The sequence below is a fragment of the Actinomadura sp. 6N118 genome (assembly GCF_044326415.1).
In the GTDB taxonomy this organism is placed as follows: Bacteria; Actinomycetota; Actinomycetes; order Streptosporangiales; family Streptosporangiaceae; genus Spirillospora.
The window spans coordinates 1-22,040 of record NZ_JBIRAZ010000035.1 but is presented as its reverse complement, the minus strand read 5'-3'; the positions used below and the strand labels follow the sequence as shown (position 1 = coordinate 22,040).

Below are 22,040 nucleotides of genomic sequence, written 5' to 3'. Positions count from 1 at the left end.
TGCCCTCAGTGCGCACTTCCTTGTCAACGTCATCGACCCGAGGAGCAAAGGCGTGCCTGAGCAGACCCCACTCCCGCAGGATCAAGGAGCGCAGCCGGACAGCGACGCGGGGTCGTCACGGCTGATGGCTGTGGCGAACACGGCGCTGGTCGGGATCCCCGCCGCGTACGCGACCTCCGGTTCGGTCACCATCACGGCGATCGCCACCGTGGCGGCGTTCGGGTTCGTCATCCTCGCCCGTCGTCGCAGGTAGAACGCCCTCGTACACCCGCTCCAAAAAATCTTGATGGCGGATTGCACGATCGGCCTTCCTGATTGCACTAACGCCGCGAATCCCTCGTTCAGCCGGCGCTCGACGCCCCGGAACCACCTCCGGAGCCCAGAGCGCCTGACATGGGCGAGGATTCCTTCCCAGGAGCACGTGGTCAGCCCAGAGCGCGTGGTCCAAGGGGCCCACCTCACGAAAGGAGTCTCGCCTATGACAAGGCAACCCAGGCCCACACGCTGGGCTAAACAGAAAGGACGAGACCCATGTCCAACCGAGCCAACGAGTTCCTCATGCTCGGGCCGACCCACCCGTTCGACTCGTTCGACGACTACTACCGCAGCGACCTGACCACGCTGACCCGCTTCCTCCTGCACCTGGGAGCCTCCATCGAGGACGCCCAGGACGTCGCCCAGGAAGCCATGCTCGCGGTCCTGAGCCAGTGGCGTTCCGTGGACGACCCTCAGGCCTACGCCCGCGCCACGGCCAAGACCATCTTCATGCGCCGCATCGGCAAGGCCAAGCGGGACCAGGACGCCGCCAAGCGCGCCTGGATACCCGAGCAGCTCCGCTCCCCGTTCATCAGCTTCGCCGCCGAGGTCGAGAGCGTCATGCAGATGCTTCGCACGCTCCCCCTCGAACAGCGGGAAGTCATGGCCTGGACCCTCGACGGCTACACCCCGAGCCAGATCGCCGAGGCCACCAACCAGAAGGCCGCCACCGTCCGGTCGCACCTGCGGCACGCCCGCACGTCCCTCAAGAACCAGCTCGCCCGCAATCGCAACACGACCCGGGAGGAGGAATGAGATGGAAAGCAACGCCGATTTCACACTCGACCAGATGCTGCAGCGAGCCTCGGCCTCCCTGCTGACGTCCCTGGAGGCCGCGGTCGACGTCGAGGAAGGTCTCGCCGAACTCCATCGTCAGGCCACCGAACGGCAGGCCGACGCGGACGAGCCCGGACAGGCTCCCGCGCGCTGATCTGCCTTGTAGCCCGAGCAGAAGGAAACGGCCGCCCCTACGAGGCGGCCGTTCCTCTACTTCGCCCCTGGTGGCGATCCTTAACGGCACTCGAAACGGGAGAGGGGCCTCCCCTTTGGCCTGTGGGAGACCCCTCTGCTGGTTGTGGGTGGTACGGGTCAGCCCGAAGCTCGGCGCAGTCCGTGCTGGTGCTGCCCGGCGGGCGGAAGCGGGCGGGTGGAGTTGCTGCGGACAAGCGCGGCGTGCCAGGCCTGGTGCCGCAGCGGGTTGACGATGAGTGCTCCGCATTCGCGGCATTCCATGGTGGGTCTGCCGGGGCCTTCGCCGGGGCCGGTGAACTCCTCCTCTTGCTCGTCCTTGTCGTCGTAGGGGACGGTCTCGCCGATCGGCGAGACCAGCTCGGCGATCTCCAGCCACCGTGCGCGCCAGCGGCCGTCGATGGCGTTCTCGGTGACCTTGCAGGCCCGCAGGAACTGTTCGACGGTTCCCCAGCGCGGGAACATCTGCCCGTTGAGCATCCGGCTGACGGTGGAGTAGGAGTAGTTCATCTTCTGGCTCAGGGCGCGGTAGGAGGGGTCGCCGGCGCGCCGGCGTACGTGCCGCAGTCCCAGAGCGAACCGCTGGATCTTCTCTTCGATCTCGTTCATGAGGGTGCTCTCCCTGCCCTGTTCCCGGGCGGCTTTGTGGGCCGCCCGGGAACCGATGGCCGACCTAGAAGCTGCTGCCCGGGGGCAGCGTCGGGGGCCATTGCGAGGGCCCCTGAGTGGGCGGCTGGGGAGGCGGCGGCGAGCTTGGCCCGTCTCCGCCGAGGAGCCGCAGGATGATCTGCGCCATCACGCAGACCGCACCGGCTGCGGTGAGCGCCTGCACCAGGTCGTAGCCGGCGACCAGCAGCTCGGCCACGAACAGCTGCGTCAGCAGCAGCACCAGGAGCGCCCTCATGATCCGCCAGTGCGGAGCAGGGCACGAACTGTTCAACCCAAACACCTGTCTTTCTTTGTAGTGGCCCGGACGGCGTCTTGTGCGTTCCTTTCCTCGGAGTCGAGGGCGAGTAGTCAGCTCGCCTCTCTCCGATCACCGCTGGTTTATCCCCTGATGGTAGACGAGTCGACCTCGGAACGGCACCTAGGGGTGGCTGGGAACTTTAACGCCCCGTTGCCCGTCTCGCCTATCTTGATGATCACGCAGATATGGGAACGTTCCATTGGTAATGGTCATAAACTTTATGATCATTGCTGGACCGGTGATCGACGTGAATGAAAGCCAGCTGTGAAAACGAATGAAATCGGCGAGGGAAATGCGCCGCCGATTTGTCTATCGCATAGGGACGGCCCCTCGTGACTAGCGAGGGGCCGTCTTTTCCCGTGCGCCGTCCGGGCCAACAGACAGGTGCGCGGGAGTCTCTATTTACGTCACCTATTTTAGGTGTGCGGGTGACATTGTTGCAACTTGCGGGCATGGCAAAGCACGAGCCGCTGTGCAGGTTGAAGGCAGGGGCTCGTGCAGCGGGTGTCCGGCCGGGGGCTCCTAGGGGGCTCCGATCCACGCAGGTCTGGCTGGGCGTCTGTGGCGCTGTCGCATCCCGGGTGGGCACCGTAGAGGCGTGTGGGACTGGGCGGTGCAAGCGATGGGCACTGGCTTTCGGGCCCGCTGGTCAGGGCCACAAGCCAGTGCTGCGGCTGGGGAAACGGCCAGGTGATTCGGCGTGTGGTGGGAGCCGCCACCCTGCGGGCCGACGGGGCAGCGGGTTTGTGTATCGGTGGTCAGGCCCGGTGAATCAGGTCCGCGGTCGGCGGTGCGTCGTCCTGCGGCCACCGGCCGCTCGAACGCGCCTGGGGCGCGGCATTCGGGCAGGTGACGGTGTGTTTGGGGGGAGGGGGCGATGCTGTCTTGGGCTGGGAGCGTTCCGCCCCGCCGCGCCTCCCCGCCGGCCGATATCGATGAGCTGCAGCGCCGCGATGGGTGGGCGCTGACCTGGCCCGATGCCCCACCAGATGCCTGGCGCTGGAGCGTCTCGCGCGGGCACCCGGTGCGATGGACCGCAGTTGCAGCCTGTGCGAGTGCCGTCCACCCGCTGGCCAGGGCCGCGAGCCGGGCCACTGTTGGCTCCAGGAACACATCAAGGGGCGTGCGCCGGGATCCGGCCAGTCCCCGCTGGTCACCGAATCTATGCTGGTCACAAGGTGCGACCAGGCCGATCGCTAGGACACCGAGCCGCGAGCCCAGCACCATTGCGAACAGCGGCACAAGCGACAGAGCACACAGTTGGGCGATGCTCGCTGACGTGGTCATTCGCCCCCCTCTCCCGTCCTTGAGCTTGGGCTGGGCGCCTTCGACCGTAGGCTGAACAGCAGCCGGGCCCTTGGCTGGTGAGCCCCTGCTCTATTCCTCAAGCGCCTCGGCAAGTCATCCCAACCTTTTCGAAGGCAGATTCTCAGCGTGCAGTCCCGGCAAAGAAACTTGAACCCCTGGGACGGGAATAGACATCATGACCGCAAAATGAGACGGGATGAAACACTCTACCTCTGTTGAGGGGGGCGGTCGCGTGTTAACCTCCCTGCCTTCGCGTACCCCGTGACCTGATGTGAGCAGGCGGAGATACCCGCAACAACGAATCTCAAACCTGCCCATCCAAATACCTTGCGAGATCACACCCCCCAGAAGCCACATCGATGCGCCATTTGAATACTTAATATGACGCCCTTCAGAAGAGTTTGTAATCCGCTGTCCGATCGCGCCATGGCGGCTCTAAGGGGCGAGGGCGGCGCCATTTATGTGTGATCAGAAAATGAGCTCGCCCCGTATACGTTCGGGTTCTGTCAACTGTTGTGTCCCTATCTTCGCGGAGACATTGATCTGTCTCGCCCGCCCTACGGTCGAACCGGGGGGCAGCGGGCCGAGCGGGCAGCGCAGCTTCCACCTGAGAGCAAGCAGCAGAGCCAGTGCAACGCCTCCCGGAACACGATCCGCGGGGCCCTGGGCTTCCTGGCCGGCAGTTGGCCGGCAGTCTCGTGTCCGAGCCGGGGGCAGGGCACCTTCGTCGTCTTCTGGCCGAAGCCGTTCTACACGACGCTGACGCTGCCGGATGATCACGCCCCGCAGCTGTCCTAAAACGATCGTCGTGAACGCGGCGAGGTGGTTCGTTCGCCCTGTTGTGGCCAAGCGGCGGCGGCGCTGGGGAGGGCGCCGTTGACTGGTCGACTGTGAGCGGACGAGTGAGACGCGCGCTGGAGTCGGTACGGCGCCGCTGGACCAGCGTGGGAGAACGACGTGAGGGCAAGGCGTTGCGGCGGGTACGGCCGTTGGCGGCAGGGTTTTGGATGCTCGCGGCCGCCGGGGCCGCCGCAGCGGCGATCTGGTTGACCACCGCGTGGCTCCTGGACGTCGCCGATGAGGCCAAGGCCGGGACCGATCGGGCCCGAGTCCGAGTGGACGCGGTCCGTACTGGCCTGGCCGCCGGCGGCGGCGCCGCGGCCGCGGTCGGGTTGATGCTGGCGTTCCGACGGCAACGCCACCAGGAACTCGCCACCGCGTTGAACGAGCGGGACGCCGCCGAACGCCGCCAGGACGCGGTTGAGCGACGGATCACCGAGCTGTACAACGCCGCCGCCGAACACCTCGGCTCGGACAAGGCCCCGGTCCGCCTCACCGCGCTGTACACCCTGGAGCGCCTGGCCAACGATAACCCCGAGCATCGGCAGACCATCGTCAGCATCATCTGCGCCTACCTGCGCATGCCCTTTGCCTTGCCCCCTGACCAGGACAACCAGCCAGACTCACGCGAGGGACAACGCGCCGCGGTCCGCCGCTTCCACACCGCCCGCGCGGCGGCCCGCGCCGGCACCTGGCCCGCCGCCCCCGCACCGGCCGCCGCCGAGCCCGACCCGCACGCGGAACGCCAGGTCCGCCTCACCGCCCAGAGGCTGCTGCACACCCATCTGCAGCCTGATGCCTCCGTCCACTGGCCCGGCATCGACCTGGACCTCACCGGCGCCTCCCTGATCGACTTCTCTCTCCGCGACTGCACACCGGACATCGCTGACTTCAGGCAGGCGACTTTCGTCGGGGACGCCAACTTCGCCGACACGACCTTCGCCGTGACCGCAGACTTCCGTGAGGCGACCTTTGTCGGGGACGCCGACTTCCCCCGCTCGACCTTCTCCGTGTTCGCCAACTTCGGGAAGACGACCTTCTCCAGGTACGCCTACTTCCCCGAGTCGACCTTCTCCGGGCCCACCGACTTCAGCGAGTCGACCTTCTCCGGGCCCGCCGACTTCGAGAAGACGACCTTCGCCCTGTACGCCAGCTTCTTCGAGGTGACCTTCTCTGGGGACACGAACTTTGAGGAGACGGCCTTCGCCGAGACCAGCTTCTGGAGGGCGACCTTCACCGCGGACACCGATCTCCGCGAGGCGACCTTCGCAGGGAAGGTCGATCTTAGGAAGGCGACCTTCGCCAGCGACGTTTGCTTCGGCGAGTCGACCTTCGCGGGCGAAGTCGAGCTGGAGAACACCATGGTGGCCAACGCGGCCGCGAACCACATCTTGCCCGCAGGGTGGCGGATCGAGCCAGCCGGCAACGGCGGCGGACGCATCGTCGCAGGTCCCATCCCAGGCGGCGAGTCGAGGGTGGGGCCGAGTTCATGAGCTCGGGCTGATGTCTGAAAACGATCGGATATGAGAGTTGCCGAGTGGCGTCCGCTCGGTTGGCGTTCGCGCAGGTCGTGTTGTCTCACACCGAGGTCCCGCCACCCACTCCGCCCGCGGACGACGTCCCTGCAGCGACGACGGACACCGCGCACGCCGAGCCCAGCGGGACCGGCCCGGCCGCCATCCCGGTCCCCTACGACTCGGAAGCCACCGGCGACCTGACGCCCCAGGAGGAGAGTGACCTCGCCACGTGCGAGGCCGCCGTGGACGGGCTCCGGCTGGCGTTCTGGGCCGCTGGGAAGGCCCTGCAGGTCATCCGCGACGCCCGGCTCTACCGTCAGTCACACGACAGCTTCGAGGCCTACGTCGCCGAGCGCTGGGACATGTCCCGTCCCCAGGCATACCGGCTCATCGCTGCCTGGCCGCTCGCCGAACGTCTGTCTCCAATTGGAGACAGACTGAGCGAGAGCCAGATCCGCGAGCTCCTCCCCGTCGCTGACCGGCACGGGACCGACGCCGCCGCCACGGTGTACGAGACCGTGGCCGAGACCGACGGCGTCAAGGTCACCGCCGCTGTCCTCAAGGGAGCCGTGGCCGTCCTCCCCAACACCGATCGGTTTGACCCCGCCGAGGCATCGACGCAGATCCGCGCCTACCTGGCCGGCGAAGCCGATCCTCTCGCCCCCGTCGAGGCCGACCCTGCCGAGGTGTTCGCTGCCGACGTCGCGCGTGTCCGGTCCACGATCCGCCGCGCGTTCCGTCGCGACAGCCTGCGCGCTGTGGCGTCCACACGGCCGGACGAGGCTCGGAAGCTGGCTGCCGAGCTGCGCGAGCTGGCCGCCGAACTTGACCCCGGCGATGGGTGAGCGGCGCGTCACTTACGTGCGGTAATGCACAGCGACGTCAGCCGCATCACACGCCTCGCGCATGACGAACGCGCGCGAGTCGGATCGCGGATCAACGCTGAGCGGGTTGGCTCCCCCTCCCCGAGCTCGGGGGTGTCGGACAACCCGAGCTGGTAGTCCAGGTGGACAGCGACCGCCGGGGCGCTGGCCGCGAACGCGCGCGATACCGAGAAAAGGGGTGGCGCGGCTGAGTGTCGCCACCGAGCGGATTGATCTATCGCGCATCCGAAAACAACACTCGACGGGCGTCCGGATGTGGGCAATCAGCGGGTGCTCTGGGCGCAGGGATAGCTGATCTCCTTAAGTTCAAGTTGTGGCTGAGGGAGCGTCGGACGGCGAGGCGGACAACACCAGCGGACTACAGGAGCCGACGTGGACCAGACGGTGGGAGCGGTGGGCACATCTTGCGCTGGTGCTCGGCGGAGTCGCGGTCGCGGTTGCGGTGGCGTGGGTGTTGGGGCCTGGTGCGCAGTGGTGGCTGGTGCACGTCGACGGCGTCAAGGTCGGCGGTAACGGCGGGTTGCAGGGCAAGGAACTGGCGGACGCACTAGACACCATCCGAGGCCGGGCGCTGACGATGGGCACCGGGCTGCTGGCCGCGGTGGCGATCTACTACACCGCTGGCAACGCCACCTCCGCGCGCCGCACGGCGCAGGCCGCGATGGAGGGCGTGGAGGCCGCTCGGCGCTCCGCCGAAGCCACCGAGGCAGCGCAGCTACGCACCTTCGAGCTGACCCAGCAGGGGCAGCGGCAAAGCGAGGAAGCTCAACGCCGCACCCTTGCGCTGACCGAGCAAGGACAGCGCACCGACCGGTTCACCGCCGCCGTTGCCCAGCTCGGCGATTCCTCCCAAGCGGTGAGGCTCGGTGGCGTGCACGCACTGGCCGGCCTGGCCGACGACTCCCCCACTGCTGAATTCCGCCAAACCTGCATTGACGTGCTGTGTTCCTTCCTCCGCATGCCTTACGACTCTGACCCCGGTGACAAACCCGCCGAAGGCCAGGACCCGGCCCAGCACACCACCGCCCTCAAGCACTACCGGGCCCGCCGAGAGGTCCGCCACACCGTGATCCGCATCATCGGTAACCACCTGCGCGACGGCGCCTCTGTCTCCTGGCAGGGCCACGACCTGGACTTCACCGACGTCGTCTTCGACGGCGGTGACTTCCATGGCGCTGTCTTCGCTGCCAGCAACATCTCGTTCCGAGATGCCCGGTTCGTAAGCGGGAAGGTCAACTTTGAGGGAGCCGAATTTGAGGCGGACGCGGTCGACTTCCGCGGCGCCCGGTTCGAGGGCGGCATAGTCGATTTCAGCCTCGCCCGGTTCGGGGGCGGCACGGTCCTCTTCAGCCTCGCCCAGATCGAGAACTGTGTGATCTACTTCAACAGCGCCCGGTTCGAGGGCGGAACAGTCGAATTCAATCTCGTCGGGTTCAGGGGCGGCACGGTCCACTTCAACCTCGCCCGGTTCAGGGGCGGCACGGTCAAGTTCGGCGGCTCTGTGTTCGCAGAAAACGGCACGGTCAACTTCGAAGAAGCTGTGTTCGAAGGCAGCACGGTCAGTCTCGGTGGCATCGGACTCATCGGCGGTGCGCTCAACTTCGGCGGCGCCGGGTTCGAGGGCGGCACGGTCCAGTTCGACGGCGCCCGTTTGACGAGCGGCACGGTCAACTTCGAAGGAACCACGTTCGGAAACGGCATAGTCGACTTCAGTAGCGCCGGGTTCGGGGGCGCCACGATCGAGTTTGCTGGCTCGACTGGCCGACGCCCTCCGGGGCTACCGAACGACCTAGCTCCTCACCTGTCGTAAAACGATCGTCGTGAACGCACGAGGCAGGTCCGTGCGCCCTGTTGTGGCCACCTGGCGGCGGTGCTGGGCCGGGCGCCGTTGACTGGTCGGCTGTGAGCGGACGAGTGAAACGCGCCCTGGAGTCGGTACGGCGCCGCTGGACCAGCGTGGGTGAACGTCGTGCGGGCAAGCCGTTGCGGGTGCGGCCGCTGGCGGCGGGATTTTGGATGCTCGCGGCCGCTGGGGCCGCGGCGGCGGCGATTTGGTTGACCACCGCGATGCGCGTCCCATGGGGGCACGGTGCGGCTGGGCGGTCTGGCTCCAGCGGACCTGCCCCATGAAGCAGGGAGTCGATGCGGTGTTGGAACGGAGGCCCCAGGAGCGGCGGGGTGGTGAGCAGGCCGGTCCGGACCGGACGCGGGCGGGTGCGCCGGTGTCGGCGGTGCGAGTGTTGGCGTGGTGGGCGTATCTGCTGGGCGCGGTGGTGGCCGCTGCGCTGACCGGGGTGGCGATCTGGTTCCTGCTGCAGGAGGCTGCTGGTGATCCCAAGTTGCGGATCGATGCGATCCGGACCGGGCTGACGGTCGGACTGGGCGCTGGCGGTGCGTTCGCGTTGTTGATCCAGGCCCGCCGCCAGTGGTTGCAGGAACGCGCGCACAACCACCAGGAACGCACCGATGTGCTCGCGCACGCTCACCAGGAGCGGCTGGCTGATGCGGCTGACAAGGACGCGGCCGAACGTCGGATCACCGAGAAGTACAACACCGCCGCCGAACACCTGGGCTCGGACAAAGCTCCGGTCCGGCTGACCGCGCTGTACACCCTGGAGCGCCTGGCCAACGACAACCCCGGGTACCGGCAGACCATCGTCAGCATCATCTGCGCGTATCTGCGCATGCCCTTTGCCCTGCCCACTGACCAGGAGGGCGGGCCCGACCCAGTTGAAGGGCAACGCGCTGCGGTCCGCCGTTTTCACACCGCCCGCGCCGCGGCCCGTGCCGGCACCTGGCCCGTCGCTCCCGTGCCAGCCGCCGGGGCTGGCCCGCACGAGGAACGCCAGGTTCGTCTCACCGCCCAGCGGCTCCTGCACACCCACCTGCAGCCTGATGCTTCTGTTCACTGGCCAGGCATCCACCTGGACCTCGCCGGCGCCACCCTGATCGACTTCACTCTTCGCGGCTGCACACTGGCTGGTGCCGACTTCACGAAGGCGACCTTCTTCGGGGATGCCGACTTCAGGGAGGCGACCTTCTTCGGAGATGCCGACTTCACGAAGGTGGCCTTCTCCAGGGACGCTGACTTCAGGAAGGCGACCTTCGCCCATTTCGCCGACTTCACGAAGGTGACCTTTCCCGGGGATGCTGACTTCAGGGAGGCGACCTTCACAGGGCACACCAGCTTCCTCGCGGCGACCTTCTCCGAGTACGTCGACTTCGAGAGAGCCTCCTTCTCCGGGCACACCGAATTCAAGGGAGCGACCTTCTCCGGGCCCACCGACTTCTTTGAGGCGACCTTCACCGAGGACATCGATCTCCGCGAGGCGACCGTCGCAGGGAAGATCGATCTCCGCGAGGCGACCTTCGCCAGCGTTTGTTTCGGCGAGGCGACCTTCGCGGGCGAAGTCGAGCTGGAGAACACCACGGTGTCCGACACGGCCGCGAACCATGTCCTGCCCTCCGGGTGGCGGATCGAGCCAGCCGCCAACGGCGGCCACATCGTCGCAGGTCCCACCTCAAGCGGCGAGTCGGGCGTTGGGGCGAGTCGGTGAGTTTGGATCCGCGTCCGAAAAACGATCGGATGTGAGACGCCGCCCGCTCTTACAGGTCGGGCGGCGTTCTCGCTTGTCGTCTCGTCTCAGAACTCGTGTGCGTTCGAAGGGACTATGGGCGGGCTGTGGTCAGGGGCCCCGGCTCGTTCGGGCTCAGGTAGAGCGGTGGCTGCAGGACGCCGGATCAGCGATGACCTCGGGCGGACCGGGCGGGCGATGCGGGACGGCGAGGTGTTCAGCCGTTCCCCGCGCCGTTCCCCGGCAGCACGGGGATGTCGGAGAGGATGTGCGACACCGGTTCGTCGACAGGGGTTCCGGTGTTCGCGCAGACCTGGTTGTTCGGGGCGGACAGGATGGGGATGTCCTGGACGGCGATGTTGATCAGCCCCACGAGGCTGCCGATGTTCGCCTTCACGGGCAGGCCGATGCACGGCTTGTCGCCAGGGACTGCGGCTGATTCCGTGTGGGCCGCGGCGGCGGGCAGGGACAAACTGACGACGGCAGTGCCGGCGGTGAAAGTCAGCGCTGCCAGCCGGATAGGCAGGTTCATCGGAGGCTCCATCGGTTGGGGGGTTGACGTCCGAACATCCGCAACAATAGCCGCCTGTAGTCAACTGGTCACGATTGGTGGATAGGGCGTCGAGATGGCCCGTGCCAGCCACGCGCAGCATGACGGTCCGCAGGCTGGAGCGGCTGGGTAGTGGCCGGGCCGGAGTGACAGCCTGGGGTTCCGGTGGGGGCCTTGCTGGGCGTTTATCGCGTTCGTTTAACGACCGTCTGATGAACAATCTTCGAGGGCGCGGGTGTCGACGGGTGACCTGCGGGATCTTCTGGTCGGACTGTTCATTTTTCCGTTCATCTGGAATAGTGTTCATCAACTCCGGTCTTTACCGTTTGGCGAACAGGAGTCGACGTGGACGATCTGCACCTGATCCCCAGCCTCACCGACCAGCGCAAGCAGCGGGCCGCGCACGCGTTGCTGGGGGAGGTCTACGCCCAGGCGCACCGGGATGACCTGCCGTCCATCACCTGGAGCATCGCGACCACCGGCACCCTCAACGGCAGCATCGACCCGTACGTGCCCGCCGACACCGCCGAGCGGATCTTCCATGCCTGGGCGGCGGCGCTCGGCTTGGAGGTGGTGGGCGGGACGCCGGCGCGGGCGGTGGGCCGCCAGGGCGAGGTGTCGGTCCAGCTGCGTCTCCCGTCAGAGCAGGAGACCGCGCCGTGGCGTTGATCGGCCTGGTCAGAGTCAGCACCGACAAGCAGAACACCCAGCGGCAGCACGACGCCCTCGACCCCATCTGCTGGAAGGTGTTCGAGGAGAAGACCTCCGGCAAGCTGAAGACTGTCGACCGGCCCGAGCTGCTGCTCGCGCTGTCCTACATCCGCGAGGGGGACCTGCTGGCCGTGCAGGAGGTCGACCGGCTCGGCCGCAACCTCCTCGAGGGGCTGATCGTGCTGAACGACCTGTTCCAGCGCGGGATCGGGGTGAAGGTCCTGGAGGGCATCGCGGCCGGTGAGCACACCGAACGCTCCCTGATCCTGGACCTGGCGCTGGCCCTGGCCGAGGACCGGCGCCGCGACATCGCCCGCAAGACCAAGAACGGCCTGGAGGCCGCCCGCAAACGCGGCCGGGTCGGCGGCCGCCGCCCCGTGGTCGACGACGACAAGCGCGCCGCCATCCTCGCCCGCCGCCAGCGCGGCGAGTCCATCCGCACCATCGCCGCCGGCGTCGGCGTCTCGGTCGGCGTCGTACACAAGACCCTGGCGGCCGCCGCGGCGCCCGGCCCGGACCTGGACGAGGCCGACGCGGACCACATCGAAGCGGACGAGGCGGACGGCATCCTGGAAGGCCGGTCCCGGTGAGCGCGCGTACGGTCCTGATCCCGGATCTGGACGAGGAGATCACGCACGCACTGACGGCGCTGGAGGAGGTCCTGCTCACCTTGGACGGCGCCGAGGCCGACGGCATGCCGGTACCGGGAGCGCTGGCCGGTGGCGCCGCGCTGGCCGCCGTCCGGCGGCTGTGGAGCGTGCTGGCGCCGACGCAGGGCGACCGCGCCCGCCGCGCGGGCCTGACCGGGCGGCTCCTGGCCCCGGACGGACGCCACGAGCACATCCCGCTTCGCGTGGTCGACGTCGAGGCCGCCGACGTCGACCAGCTGGCCGCCGCCGCCCGGGCGCTCGGCGACCCGCACGCCGACGAGCTGGTCCATGACGCGGTGGACGAGGTCGGCGACGCGGTGTTCCAGCCCGGCGACATGCGCGCCGGGGTCGGCCGCCGCCTGGTGGTGGCGATCGCCGCGCTGGCCGGAGTCTTGGACCTGGCCGACACGCCCGCCGCGGTGATGCTCCGCGACCGCCTGGCCGCCGCCGCCCACGCCGACGGCCCGGCCGCCGACGTGGTCCTCACCGAAGCCGAGGAACGCGCGTACGGCGAGACCGTGACCCGGATTAACCAGATGTGGAGCCAAGGTGACCCCCTCCAACGCTGGGCCTACTGAGACCACCGCCCCGGCTCCGACCGTGAGCGCCAGGCCCTCGCCGTGGCGCACGATGCGCAGACCACCGCGCTGAACGAGACCACAACGACTCACACGGAGGTGAGACCACCACAACTCAAGCGGGCCCCGGCAGGTGCGCCAACACCCACCGAGGCCCTGATCCTCACCCAGCTCTACCTGGACAAGGACTGATCACATTGCAGCACGAAGTGCACCTCCACACGTTCGGATACCTGCACGGCGCTCCGCCGCCCGGGCACATCACGATCGACCTGCGCAGCCACTTTCGCGACCCGCACATCTCCCCCGAGCTGCGCCACCTCACCGCCCATGACGAGCCGGTGCGCGCCGCGGTGCTGGCCACGCCCGGCATCCCGGTCCTGACCGAGGCCCTCACCGTGATGGTGCTGGCCTACCTGGCGGGCCCCTCGGCCGGGCCGGTCACCGTCGCGGTCGGCTGCCAGGGCGGCCGGCACCGCGCACCCACCGTCGGCGCCCAGGCGGCACAGACGCTCGCCGCCGGCGGCGTACCGGTCACCCTGATCCACCGCGACCTGGAGCGACCGGTCGTCGACCGCGCCACTTCCGCGGAGATGAGCGAGCGCGGGGCGGGCATGCTGCGCGCCGCGCTGGGCAAGGACGGCCCCAAGTTCGGCCCCCGCGGTTGGAGCGAGCGATGACGGCCAGGAGCGCCGCCCCGGGCCCGTGCCCGGTGTGCGGTGCCCCGCCGCCCGTGCGCCGCATCGGCCGCCCCGCCGTGTGGTGCGGCGAGGCCTGCCGACAACGGGCCTTCCGCGCCCGCCGCAACGCCGCCCGCGCCCTGCAGACCGCCGACGCCCTGTCCGATCAGATCGCCGGGCCCGGCTACCAGCAGGCCCGGGACGCGATGTGGGAGGTGGGCCGGGCGGTCACCGACATGTGCCAGCTGCCCCGCGACGCCGCCGCGCTGGCCGACGGGCACCGCTGGGAGACCGACCTCGCCGCCAAAGCCCGGGAGCTGGCCCGGGCCGCGACGCAGCTGGCCGCGCTGGCCGACCGGCACGCCCGCGCCGCGACCGACTACCGCCTGGCCCGCGCCGTCTTTCGTCACCCCGACGTCGCACTGCCGGCAGCAGACGAAAGCCCGCAGTCTTCCGTTGCCACCACCGCGGCGGAGACCTCGGCGACGAAACCCGGCCACGCGTCCGGTGCCGATGTTGACGTCGACGTGGACGAGTTGTTCGACGCCATCGAGGACACCGTGGCCTGGGCAGGCAAGGGCCCGTTCGGCGGCGACCTGAACGCCATCGCTGGACCCTTGGACCGGCTCGCCGAGGCGTTCGCCACCGCCACCGGCGACGGCCCCCTCGACGACCTCGTCACGGCCGCCGCGGCCGTGTGCGCGGCCGCCGACCCCGCCCAGGTGCCGCTGCCGTCCTTGGCCGACGCGCTCACCCGCCTGCGCGCCGCCCTACCCACCCGACCGTAGAAACGTCGCGGCGGCCGCCGCGAGCTCACAGCAACAAAACCCCTTTGGGCCCCCGCGCCGAGATGGACGGCGCCGTCGCCCAACTGCCCACCCCGCGCGGGGTGCGGGTACCCGACCGGCTGGCCCACACGATGGCCGGCCGCACCGCCGCCCAGGTGCGCCACGAGCTCGGCAACGAGGCGTTCACCAACCGGCACATCGGCAAGGTGACCTCACCCGACGAGCGGCGGGCCGCCGCGCTGGCCCGCATCATGGCGTGGATGCACGCCCGCGGCGCCGACACCTACAACCCCGAAACGCACGCACGCGACGACGCCGCCCGCGCCGAGGGCTGAGCGCGCCGCCCGAGACCAGGCCAGGCACGCAACGGGCAACCTGAAGTCGCGGGAACCTCAGGTTGCCCTCGGGCGTGCGCGGGGCCGCCCGCGCTCACGCGGACGGCCCCGCTCCGCTCCACTGGTTTTTGCCGAGGGTCGCACTGTCGGCACGGTCTGTCACGCCCCCGAGGTCCGGCGACCTAGACCCGTTCGGCATGAACCGCCAAGCAGCGCACACGAAGGGCCCCCGACCGTTGCCAGCCGGGGGCCTCCTTTTAGCGGTGTAGGGCTCCGGTAGCCGCCGGAGGCCCTGCGTCTGCGTCACACCTCAGATGCCCGCATCGGGACTTCCAGGAACCAACTAGGTCATCTCAGTCAGTGCACGCATTCCGTACCATGATTTCGCACGGTGGTACGAACCCACAATGTGCCCTGACTTAGGTGCGTTAGCAAGCCGCGTGGGCTCTTACCAACAGGTAATTACAGACTTTTACAGCCCTCTACAGGTTCGATCAGCGCTGGTCAGCCGGTCTCCCGGCCTACGGCACCGAAGGTTGCAAAGCCTTTTACCCATCGAGGATGATGTGCCCTGACACCCGGGCGCGGGTGCGTGAATCGCGGGTCTAGCCGGGCCCTCGAAATTGCGATCTTCGCCCCCGGATCAGATGCCCGCAAGGGACTTCCAGAACGAAGGGTCATGTCCGTGATCAGTGTGAACATCGAAATCAGGGGTGTGCGCAAATTCTTGCGCAGGGTGGGGCCGCAATTCCTTGCGACCCTCGCCTCGTTCAGCTCCGCCGTCGTCGTCGGGTACGTCGCGTACGCCAACGGCGTGCCCGAGGACACCTCGATCCTGCTCGCGGTCACCGCGCTGCCCAGCACCCTCCTTGCCCAGGTGCTTGGCTACCTCGGCATCCGGAACCGGCGGATCTGATGGGCCGGCAGGTTCAGCGCATGGAGATGCGTATCAGGGAGCTGAACGCCTGGGTCCACAGCCTCTCCTACGCGGAGACCACCCTCCTTCAGAAGATCGTGGTTCACCAAAAAGTGGGGAGCGGAAGGGTCCCCACGATGGTCTTGGCAGAATCCATGAGAATCCCCAGGAGCGAAGTAACCTCCCTTCTCGACAAGATGCGCGCCAACCTGCCCGCCGGGATCTCGCTGTGGGAGGCCGCACAGTACGTGAGCACGGCTTTCATCCCCGAATCCAAACCCCCTCGGTGGGTCACTCTGGGGACCGATGTGCAGGTACAGGCGGTCTCCTTGAATCCCGCCCTCTGGAGGGGCTCGACGCGGTCCCGGCTCCGCAAGGACGTGCCGCAGGTCATCGAGGATGCCCCGGATGGGGAGGGGCACAAGCCAGACCCGTACTGCGCAAAGTCCATGGACGATCTGCTGGACCTGCTTCAGGAATTCTGGGCCTGGGCGGGGGAGTACTCCTCACGTCGGGTGGCGGCCAACTCCGGCGGCCGCTTCTCGCACACCACCGCAACCAAGATCATGTACCGCAAGGCGGGGGTGAAGCTCACTCAGGAGTACGTCCGCGGGATGATCCGCGGGTGCGGCGGCAGCGAGGCCGAGGAGATGCACTGGGTCACCGCGTTCCGCCGCATCCGGAAGGCGGAGCGCAGGGAAGAGGCCCGGCGCGGCCATCTGCGTGCGCTTCCCGCCCCCGGAACGGCCACCGCCGTCCAATAGGGCGCTCACGCACGGGGCCCGGCCGGGCCCCGTGCGTGCTGGCGGTCAAGACGAGCGTTCGCCGGCTTGTAGTCGCGGTGGACGACGTCCCGGGGGAGGCGGCCTAGACCTCGAGCATTTCGTGAGAATCACTCACGTTGCTAACTAACGCAAATCAGAATCGCCGGAAATTAGACATCTGTCCAAGTGTGTGTTCCGGGGGTCTGAGGTGCTGACCAGGAACCGCTGAACGAAGCTGAACGTCGTTGGCTGGTCTTGGGTGCGATGCGCAGGTGCGGGGGGTCGCACCGGTGCCCGCACCTGCGTACCACGACAAGCCCGTGCCCTGCCGCAAACAGGGCCCCCCAGGGGGAAGTTGGGCCCAATCACGCCGTCCCGTCCGCGTCGTTGAACCCGCGCCGGCCTGCAGGGGCATAGGTGCAAAATCGGGCAATCGACATGCTGTCGACATTTATCCCGACAAAGTGATGACGTGGAGGGACGTCCTTATTAAACCCAAATCCCAACCGGGTGTCAGTGACTCGCCGAAAACTTGAATGAAGCTGAACGTACCTGATGTAGGGGAGTTTTCCCAGTTCACCGGCCGTTCACCCGTTAAATCGATGCGTGCCGGTATGTGGTGGCACAGAAGGCGATGCAGAGCCATGCCGATCTCCGGCATTCTGTTGGTCATCCTCTTCGCGCTGGCGATGTCGTGCCGCAAACCGACCCGCCGGCCGAGCACCCGCGAACACGCGTGTGCCGAGAGGCATCACGCCGTCCTGTACGGAGAAAGTGAACGTCACATGCTCAAGATCGACTATACGGGGGAGTTCGCCGCGAGCGCGGGCATCCAGCTGGATCGCCGGCAGCTGGCCCGGATCCTGGCCATCCTGGTGATCGTGGTGCTGATCCTGTTCCCCGCGCTCGCGCAGGAGAACCCGGCCCTGCTGTCCCTGGCCGGGTGGTAAGGCTCAAGGCCCCCTCGAACGAACGACGAAGCCACACACCACCGCCATGTGGTTCTGGCAGAAGAGATCACGCGAAGTCGAACGAGTGCGCCGGGAGCTCGAAGAGGGTAACCCCGGCGGCCCCGCCCAGGAGAAGCTGCACGGACTGATCAAGTGCGTGCGCTGGCGCCTGAAGAGCGGCTATGAACAAGAGGAGATCGCCGACCGGGCCCGGCTCCCGCACCCCAAGGTGCGGGAGATCGTCAAGGGCCGGTTCGTCTCGGTGAAGTGGGACTCGATCGAGGCTGTTCTGCGGGTCATGGGCGCCAGCCAGGCGGAGATCTCCGTCGCCCTGGACCTGTACAACGAGATGAGCCTCACCCTGACCCCTCCGCCGCACCGGGCGGAGTCTGAGGAGGAGTCGACGACGTCGGAGCCCCCCGAGCCCACGTCGACCAAGACCACCCTCCCGCTGCCGGTGACCGACCTCATCGAGGACACCAGCACCACGAGCGACAAGGAGCAGACCAACAAGAGCGAGGAGCAGGCCAACCAGAGCCAGGAGGATGCCGTCGACACCGGGGTGAAGTTCGACCCCATGCGGGCGACGACCGTGCAGGAGTTCACCACCTGCCTGGAGGCCTTCCGCGCGTCTAAGGGCGACAAGTCGTTCGCCCACATGGCCAAGCACTGCGCGGATTTGAACAAGGAGCTGCGCGACCACGGCATGGACGTCATCACCCGCTACAGCGCCGCGTCGTTCTGCACCTTGATCAAGGAGGGGAAGGAGGAGGGCAAGCTGGGCAAGCAACAGCGCGTGCTCGCCTTCGTCGCCGGCGCGGGCGGCCAGCGCCAGGACATCGAGCTGTGGGCCAACGCCTGGACACGCATGACCATGATCGACAAGACGGGGGGAGATTCCGCCTAGACCGTTGCAAGATCGTGTGAACGGGCCCTGACCTCGTCACGGTCAGGGCCCCCGCACGGGCTGGTTAGGCCGCGCGAGATGAACCAGCGCTGCCAGCCCGGCGAGCCGTCCCGGCCCTACCCCAACTGGCGCGACCCAGGCACGCGCGTCTACCTGGACCTGTACGTCGACCTCGGCTGAGCGCCCGCTGGCGCGGGGCAACCTGAAGGTGCGGGCCACTCAGGTTGCCCCCGCCTGGCAGGTGCCGGATCCGGTGAATCGTCGGCGTGCCCGGGCCGGGCTGCGCGATCCTTGGCCCTTTGCCCCGTTCTTTCCAAAGGAGGCGCAGAGTGGCTGAGGAGACGCACCCGGCCCTGGACGACGTCGTCGACGACCTGGCAGACGACGACCTGGACGACGACGAGGAGGAGGGCGAGGAGGAGGGCGGGATCGTCATCGTCGAGGAGCGTGATGGGCCGCCGCGCCGCCGGTGGGTGCGCTACGTCATGCCGGTGATGGTGGAGGTCGACCCCGACACCGACCAGATCACCCGGGTGGTGACGCTGCCCGAGGAGATCCGCGACGACCGCGACGACGGGGGCGACTTCCTGGTCTACGACGAGAAGTTCGTCCGCCGCCGCATGGACTACCACCCCGTCGACCAGCCCGAGCTGCACGCCTGGAACGTCGCCGAGCCGCGGTGGAACTCCCGGTTCCGTGTAGGCGGGCCGGACAACTGGCCCGACACCGGCCAATGGGAGGAAGGGTTCGACCTCACTGAGGCGGACGACGCCTATGCCGAGACCAACCCCTACGACGATCCCAAGTAACCACCCCGCTGGCACCAACCTCAGCGCCGGCCAAGACGGCCAAGACGGCCACGACGGCCAGGGCGACACCGGCCATGCTGTCCGCGCCGTGCTGGCCGCCGTGCTCGCCCCGGCACGCGCGGGCCGTTGACCGCCCGGCCGTGGCCACCAAACCGCCGAGGTCAGCGCGGATCCTCTGGTGTGGTGTCACGGTGTCGCACGGCCGCCGAGGCGCAGGGATGGCCGCTGGCTTTTGTCGAGCGGCCCTGGCTGCACGTCACGATCGCTCAACTCGCTGACCGCACTGCCGCCGAGTACACCGCGGCCGACCGGCGGGTGCTGGCCCAGGAGCTGCAGGCGGCGGCCGCGGAGATCGAGCCGTTCGAGGTCATGGTGGGCAGCTGCCTGTCGTCAGTGTCAGGTCTGGTCTTCGACCTGCATCCCGATGACCAGCTCACCGCGTTGATCCGAGCGGTCAGGGCCGCGATCGAGCGGGCCTGCGGCCCGCACGCGGCCGCCTACGACGTGGGCGTGCCGCACATGACACTCGCCTACGCCACCGGCGACGCCGACTCCGGCGAGATCCAGCGCCGGTTCCGGCGAGTCCGGCCCAGCCACGCGCCGATGACGATCGATGCGCTGCATCTGTTGGACGTGGCAGTGCACGCTGAGACGGCCTTCACCTGGACCGAGCCCCTCGCACGGGTGGAGCTGGGGGGCCAGCCACAAGGTGTGAGGCTTCAAGTCCGGTCCCGAAACGGGCGCCCGTCCGCTTCTGGAGTTCAGTTGGCCGATATCGACCCGTGGGAGCACTACCGGGACGCAGGCATTCCGGCCAACCAGGTGCACCTACGCACGCCGATCGTGTGACGGGTCAGCGCGGATCGTTCAGGCCCATCCACTAGCCCGCGCCGGTGGCGGCAACGGGGCAGCGCCGTCTTCAGGCCCGCATGCGGTCCTTCGCCGCCGCCAGCAACACCTGGTGAGCCTTGGCCTTGTCGCCACCGTCCCGCATCCATGGGTGAAGGTTGATTTTCATGGCGGTGTCCCGCGCGGTGGCCATGGCCTGGTCCCAGTTCTGGATGTCCTTGGGGTCGGCCTCGGCCGTGCCGGCCACGATGTCCACCGCCCGCGGCATCCGCGCGGCCAGCCCGCTGAGGGCAACCTCGGCCTGAAGGTTCGCCACTTTCAGATCAAGAAGGTCGTCGGGGATATCGTCGCTGCTCACAGCCGACACCCTATGGCCTCGACCTCGAACGCTTGTTCTATGTCGCGACTCGGCGTCCCGCTGCGGCTGACCCACCGAGACGATCGCAGAGCAGGCCACCGGCAAGGAACGAACCGACCCCGAACCTCTGGTGAGGCGGTACGCCCCGCACGCCAGCGCGGCGCTGGCCGAGGGCATGTGCCCCGACTTCCAGACCTCGACGATGCGGCCGCGTGAGGTGGTCCGACACTGGTGAGCTGGACGAACGCCGACGATCGGCGATGCCGTACGGGATCGGCCGGTTGGATCACCGAAAAGAATCTTGGCCTGGATTTACCGATCATGGGGGCTGGGGGCCACTTCTTCTCAAGACCGGTACGGCCCGCAGTTCCGCCCGGGGACCGCCCGCCGCCGGCATGAGGAGGACGGCGATGCCGGCTCACAGTTGGGCCGATCTGGTGATCGCGGGATTCGGCGTGGTGACCGCCGGGTTGACCGCGTGGGCCGCCTGGACCGCACGACACCGGCCCGCCACCGGCGGGCAGGCCGGGCAGGGCGGCCCGGACGCTCTCAGCGGTACGGGCGGCGGCACGCACATCCAGGGCAGCGAGCGCGGCACGGACCGGCCGGTCCGGCGGGAACCCGGCGATGAGCGGCGATGAGCTCCATGACGACCCGGCGGGCCGCTTTGGGCCATCGTCGCCATCGGCCAGACCGCGGGCGGGCGGAGCGGACAGGCTGGCGGCGATGCGCGAGGAGTTCCTGGAACTGCACGAGGCGGACCATCACCGGGTGGTGGCGTTCGTGAGGAGCAACGGCGCGTCCCTGGATCAGGCCCAGGAGGCCACGCACGAGGCGTTCGTAGAGGCCTGGCAGGCGGTACAGACCCCGGGCGCGTGGGAACGCATCGAGCATCCGGCCGCCTGGATCCGCACGGTGGCGCTGCGTCGGTACCGGCGGCCGCCCGGCGCGCGCGGCCAGGTCCCCATGGTCTCGACGCCGCCCGAGCTGCTCCCCGAGCATCACCCCGGGACGACGCCCCCGCCGGATCCGATGGAACTGGCCATCGGCCGCACCGATGTGCTGGCCGCGCTGCGCACCCTGGACGACGACTGCCGCGCCGTGATCGCCTTTGCGATGGACGGCTTCTCCGCGGTGGACACCGCGGCCGCGCTCGGCATGGATTACCAGAAGGTGTGCAACCTGCGGAGGAAGGCCCGCAAGCAGCTGGCCGCGCTGTTGGCCCCGGCCTGTCAGCAAGCTCGGCAGCAGGAAGGAGGGACGACCCGATGACCGGTTCCGAGCACGACCCGCATGCCGTCCCGCTGACCGACACCGAGCTCGACGCGCTGCTCGCCGCCACCCACGCCGACCTGGTCGAGCAGTCCCGTCAGCACACCGACCCCACCACAACCCTGCTGGCCCTGCTCGGCGCGCCCGACGGCACCCGCTCTGCACCAGCCCCAGACGCCGACGCACCCGAGGCCCGGGACAAGACTTCGCAGGCCGCTGTGGTGATCGCCTGCCGAATCCGCCTTCGCGACCTCGACCGTGCCCTCGACCGTGCCCTCGACCGTGCCCTCGTCCTCGACCGCGACCGCACCCACGCCCGCGTCCTCGACCGCGCCCGCGTCCGCGTCCTCGACCGCGCCCGCGTCCTCGCCCGCGGCCTCGTTCTGGATCGCGACCGCGACCTCGCCCGCGCGCGCTTCTTCGCCCGCACCCTCGCCCGCACCCTCGCCCGCGCCCTCGACTGCGCCCGCTCCCGCGACCTCAACCCCCTCGTCCGCCCCACCCCCGACCACGCCCGTGTCCGCGACCTCGCCCTCGACCTCGATCAC

General features: G+C 68.5%; 27 protein-coding genes. 23 read left to right on the top strand and 4 right to left on the bottom strand.

Translation table 11 applies throughout. The features are described from left to right. The first annotated feature begins 52 nt into the window (after nt 1-52). The 3 genes from ACH34W_RS50515 to ACH34W_RS50505 all read left to right on the top strand — a co-directional run bounded on the left by ACH34W_RS50515 (nt 53) and on the right by ACH34W_RS50505 (nt 1,246). Nucleotides 53-253, top strand: a complete 201-nt coding sequence (locus ACH34W_RS50515; protein ID WP_395968437.1) for a hypothetical protein — start codon at nt 53-55, stop codon at nt 251-253. A gap of 278 nt (nt 254-531) precedes the next feature. After that, nucleotides 532-1,071 carry an RNA polymerase sigma factor gene (locus ACH34W_RS50510; protein ID WP_395968436.1) on the top strand — a complete coding sequence of 180 codons (540 nt, stop codon included), beginning with the start codon at nt 532-534 and terminating at the stop codon, nt 1,069-1,071. Between the two features lies 1 nt (nt 1,072). Then, nucleotides 1,073-1,246 (top strand): hypothetical protein, encoded by a 174-nt coding sequence (locus ACH34W_RS50505; RefSeq protein WP_395968435.1) that lies wholly within the window; start codon nt 1,073-1,075, stop codon nt 1,244-1,246. 158 nt (nt 1,247-1,404) lie between these two features. Here ACH34W_RS50505 and ACH34W_RS50500 read toward each other — a convergent pair whose 3' ends face one another. Together ACH34W_RS50500 and ACH34W_RS50495 are read right to left on the bottom strand one after the other, a co-directional pair. Further along, nucleotides 1,405-1,893, bottom strand: a complete 489-nt coding sequence (locus ACH34W_RS50500; RefSeq protein WP_395968434.1) for a helix-turn-helix domain-containing protein — start codon at nt 1,891-1,893, stop codon at nt 1,405-1,407. A gap of 64 nt (nt 1,894-1,957) precedes the next feature. After that, nucleotides 1,958-2,188, bottom strand: coding sequence for a hypothetical protein (locus ACH34W_RS50495; protein ID WP_395968433.1), 231 nt, complete (start codon nt 2,186-2,188; stop codon nt 1,958-1,960). A gap of 2,273 nt (nt 2,189-4,461) precedes the next feature. Here ACH34W_RS50495 and ACH34W_RS50490 point away from each other — a divergent pair. The 4 genes from ACH34W_RS50490 to ACH34W_RS50475 all read left to right on the top strand — a co-directional run bounded on the left by ACH34W_RS50490 (nt 4,462) and on the right by ACH34W_RS50475 (nt 10,357). Then, nucleotides 4,462-5,892: a pentapeptide repeat-containing protein gene (locus tag ACH34W_RS50490; RefSeq protein ID WP_395968432.1), complete on the top strand. Its 1,431-nt coding sequence runs from the start codon at nt 4,462-4,464 to the stop codon at nt 5,890-5,892. Nucleotides 5,893-5,936: 44 nt separating this feature from the next. Then, entirely contained in the window at nt 5,937-6,761 is an 825-nt protein-coding gene (locus tag ACH34W_RS50485; RefSeq protein WP_395968431.1) for a hypothetical protein, read from the top strand. A 352-nt stretch (nt 6,762-7,113) separates the two neighbouring features. Next, entirely contained in the window at nt 7,114-8,610 is a 1,497-nt protein-coding gene (locus ACH34W_RS50480; RefSeq protein ID WP_395968430.1) for a pentapeptide repeat-containing protein, read from the top strand. 337 nt (nt 8,611-8,947) lie between these two features. Then, nucleotides 8,948-10,357, top strand: coding sequence for a pentapeptide repeat-containing protein (locus ACH34W_RS50475; RefSeq protein ID WP_395968429.1), 1,410 nt, complete (start codon nt 8,948-8,950; stop codon nt 10,355-10,357). A 235-nt stretch (nt 10,358-10,592) separates the two neighbouring features. Here ACH34W_RS50475 and ACH34W_RS50470 read toward each other — a convergent pair whose 3' ends face one another. After that, entirely contained in the window at nt 10,593-10,907 is a 315-nt protein-coding gene (locus ACH34W_RS50470; protein ID WP_395968428.1) for a rodlin, read from the bottom strand. A 363-nt stretch (nt 10,908-11,270) separates the two neighbouring features. Between ACH34W_RS50470 and ACH34W_RS50465 the strand changes: the two genes are divergently transcribed. From ACH34W_RS50465 to ACH34W_RS50405, 13 genes are all read left to right on the top strand, one after another. After that, complete coding sequence (locus ACH34W_RS50465; RefSeq protein WP_395968427.1) at nt 11,271-11,594, top strand: hypothetical protein; 324 nt, start codon at nt 11,271-11,273, stop codon at nt 11,592-11,594. Then, nucleotides 11,585-12,226 carry a recombinase family protein gene (locus ACH34W_RS50460; RefSeq protein ID WP_395968426.1) on the top strand — a complete coding sequence of 214 codons (642 nt, stop codon included), beginning with the start codon at nt 11,585-11,587 and terminating at the stop codon, nt 12,224-12,226. Before ACH34W_RS50465 ends, ACH34W_RS50460 begins: the two co-directional genes overlap by 10 nt. Then, on the top strand, nt 12,223-12,864 hold the full coding sequence (locus tag ACH34W_RS50455; RefSeq protein ID WP_395968425.1) for a hypothetical protein: 642 nt from the start codon (nt 12,223-12,225) through the stop codon (nt 12,862-12,864). Before ACH34W_RS50460 ends, ACH34W_RS50455 begins: the two co-directional genes overlap by 4 nt. 42 nt (nt 12,865-12,906) lie before the next feature. Further along, complete coding sequence (locus ACH34W_RS50450; RefSeq protein WP_395968424.1) at nt 12,907-13,056, top strand: hypothetical protein; 150 nt, start codon at nt 12,907-12,909, stop codon at nt 13,054-13,056. A gap of 5 nt (nt 13,057-13,061) precedes the next feature. Then, nucleotides 13,062-13,544 (top strand): ATPase, encoded by a 483-nt coding sequence (locus ACH34W_RS50445; protein WP_395968423.1) that lies wholly within the window; start codon nt 13,062-13,064, stop codon nt 13,542-13,544. Beyond that, nucleotides 13,541-14,332, top strand: coding sequence for a hypothetical protein (locus ACH34W_RS50440; protein ID WP_395968422.1), 792 nt, complete (start codon nt 13,541-13,543; stop codon nt 14,330-14,332). Before ACH34W_RS50445 ends, ACH34W_RS50440 begins: the two co-directional genes overlap by 4 nt. Before the next feature lie 44 nt (nt 14,333-14,376). Continuing rightward, on the top strand, nt 14,377-14,667 hold the full coding sequence (locus ACH34W_RS50435; RefSeq protein ID WP_395968421.1) for a hypothetical protein: 291 nt from the start codon (nt 14,377-14,379) through the stop codon (nt 14,665-14,667). Between the two features lie 679 nt (nt 14,668-15,346). Beyond that, nucleotides 15,347-15,583 carry a hypothetical protein gene (locus tag ACH34W_RS50430; RefSeq protein WP_395968420.1) on the top strand — a complete coding sequence of 79 codons (237 nt, stop codon included), beginning with the start codon at nt 15,347-15,349 and terminating at the stop codon, nt 15,581-15,583. A gap of 155 nt (nt 15,584-15,738) precedes the next feature. Beyond that, nucleotides 15,739-16,347 carry a hypothetical protein gene (locus tag ACH34W_RS50425; RefSeq protein WP_395968419.1) on the top strand — a complete coding sequence of 203 codons (609 nt, stop codon included), beginning with the start codon at nt 15,739-15,741 and terminating at the stop codon, nt 16,345-16,347. Between the two features lie 644 nt (nt 16,348-16,991). Then, entirely contained in the window at nt 16,992-17,297 is a 306-nt protein-coding gene (locus ACH34W_RS50420; RefSeq protein WP_395968418.1) for a hypothetical protein, read from the top strand. 46 nt (nt 17,298-17,343) lie between these two features. Continuing rightward, nucleotides 17,344-18,204 carry a hypothetical protein gene (locus ACH34W_RS50415; protein ID WP_395968417.1) on the top strand — a complete coding sequence of 287 codons (861 nt, stop codon included), beginning with the start codon at nt 17,344-17,346 and terminating at the stop codon, nt 18,202-18,204. Nucleotides 18,205-18,533: 329 nt separating this feature from the next. Further along, nucleotides 18,534-19,013 (top strand): hypothetical protein, encoded by a 480-nt coding sequence (locus ACH34W_RS50410; RefSeq protein ID WP_395968416.1) that lies wholly within the window; start codon nt 18,534-18,536, stop codon nt 19,011-19,013. 183 nt (nt 19,014-19,196) lie between these two features. Continuing rightward, nucleotides 19,197-19,862 (top strand): 2'-5' RNA ligase family protein, encoded by a 666-nt coding sequence (locus ACH34W_RS50405; RefSeq protein WP_395968415.1) that lies wholly within the window; start codon nt 19,197-19,199, stop codon nt 19,860-19,862. A 70-nt stretch (nt 19,863-19,932) separates the two neighbouring features. Here the strand turns inward: ACH34W_RS50405 and ACH34W_RS50400 are convergent, their stop codons facing one another. Then, on the bottom strand, nt 19,933-20,220 hold the full coding sequence (locus ACH34W_RS50400; protein WP_395968414.1) for a hypothetical protein: 288 nt from the start codon (nt 20,218-20,220) through the stop codon (nt 19,933-19,935). Between the two features lie 410 nt (nt 20,221-20,630). On the opposite strand from ACH34W_RS50400, the gene ACH34W_RS50395 reads away from it, so the two are divergent. The 3 genes from ACH34W_RS50395 to ACH34W_RS50385 all read left to right on the top strand — a co-directional run. Beyond that, nucleotides 20,631-20,861: a hypothetical protein gene (locus ACH34W_RS50395; RefSeq protein ID WP_395968413.1), complete on the top strand. Its 231-nt coding sequence runs from the start codon at nt 20,631-20,633 to the stop codon at nt 20,859-20,861. Between the two features lie 85 nt (nt 20,862-20,946). Next, nucleotides 20,947-21,492, top strand: a complete 546-nt coding sequence (locus ACH34W_RS50390) for an RNA polymerase sigma factor (RefSeq protein WP_395968412.1) — start codon at nt 20,947-20,949, stop codon at nt 21,490-21,492. After that, nucleotides 21,489-22,040, top strand: a 552-nt coding sequence (locus tag ACH34W_RS50385; RefSeq protein ID WP_395968411.1) for a hypothetical protein, incomplete at its 3' end; no start/stop codon positions are given. The genes ACH34W_RS50390 and ACH34W_RS50385, both read left to right, overlap by 4 nt.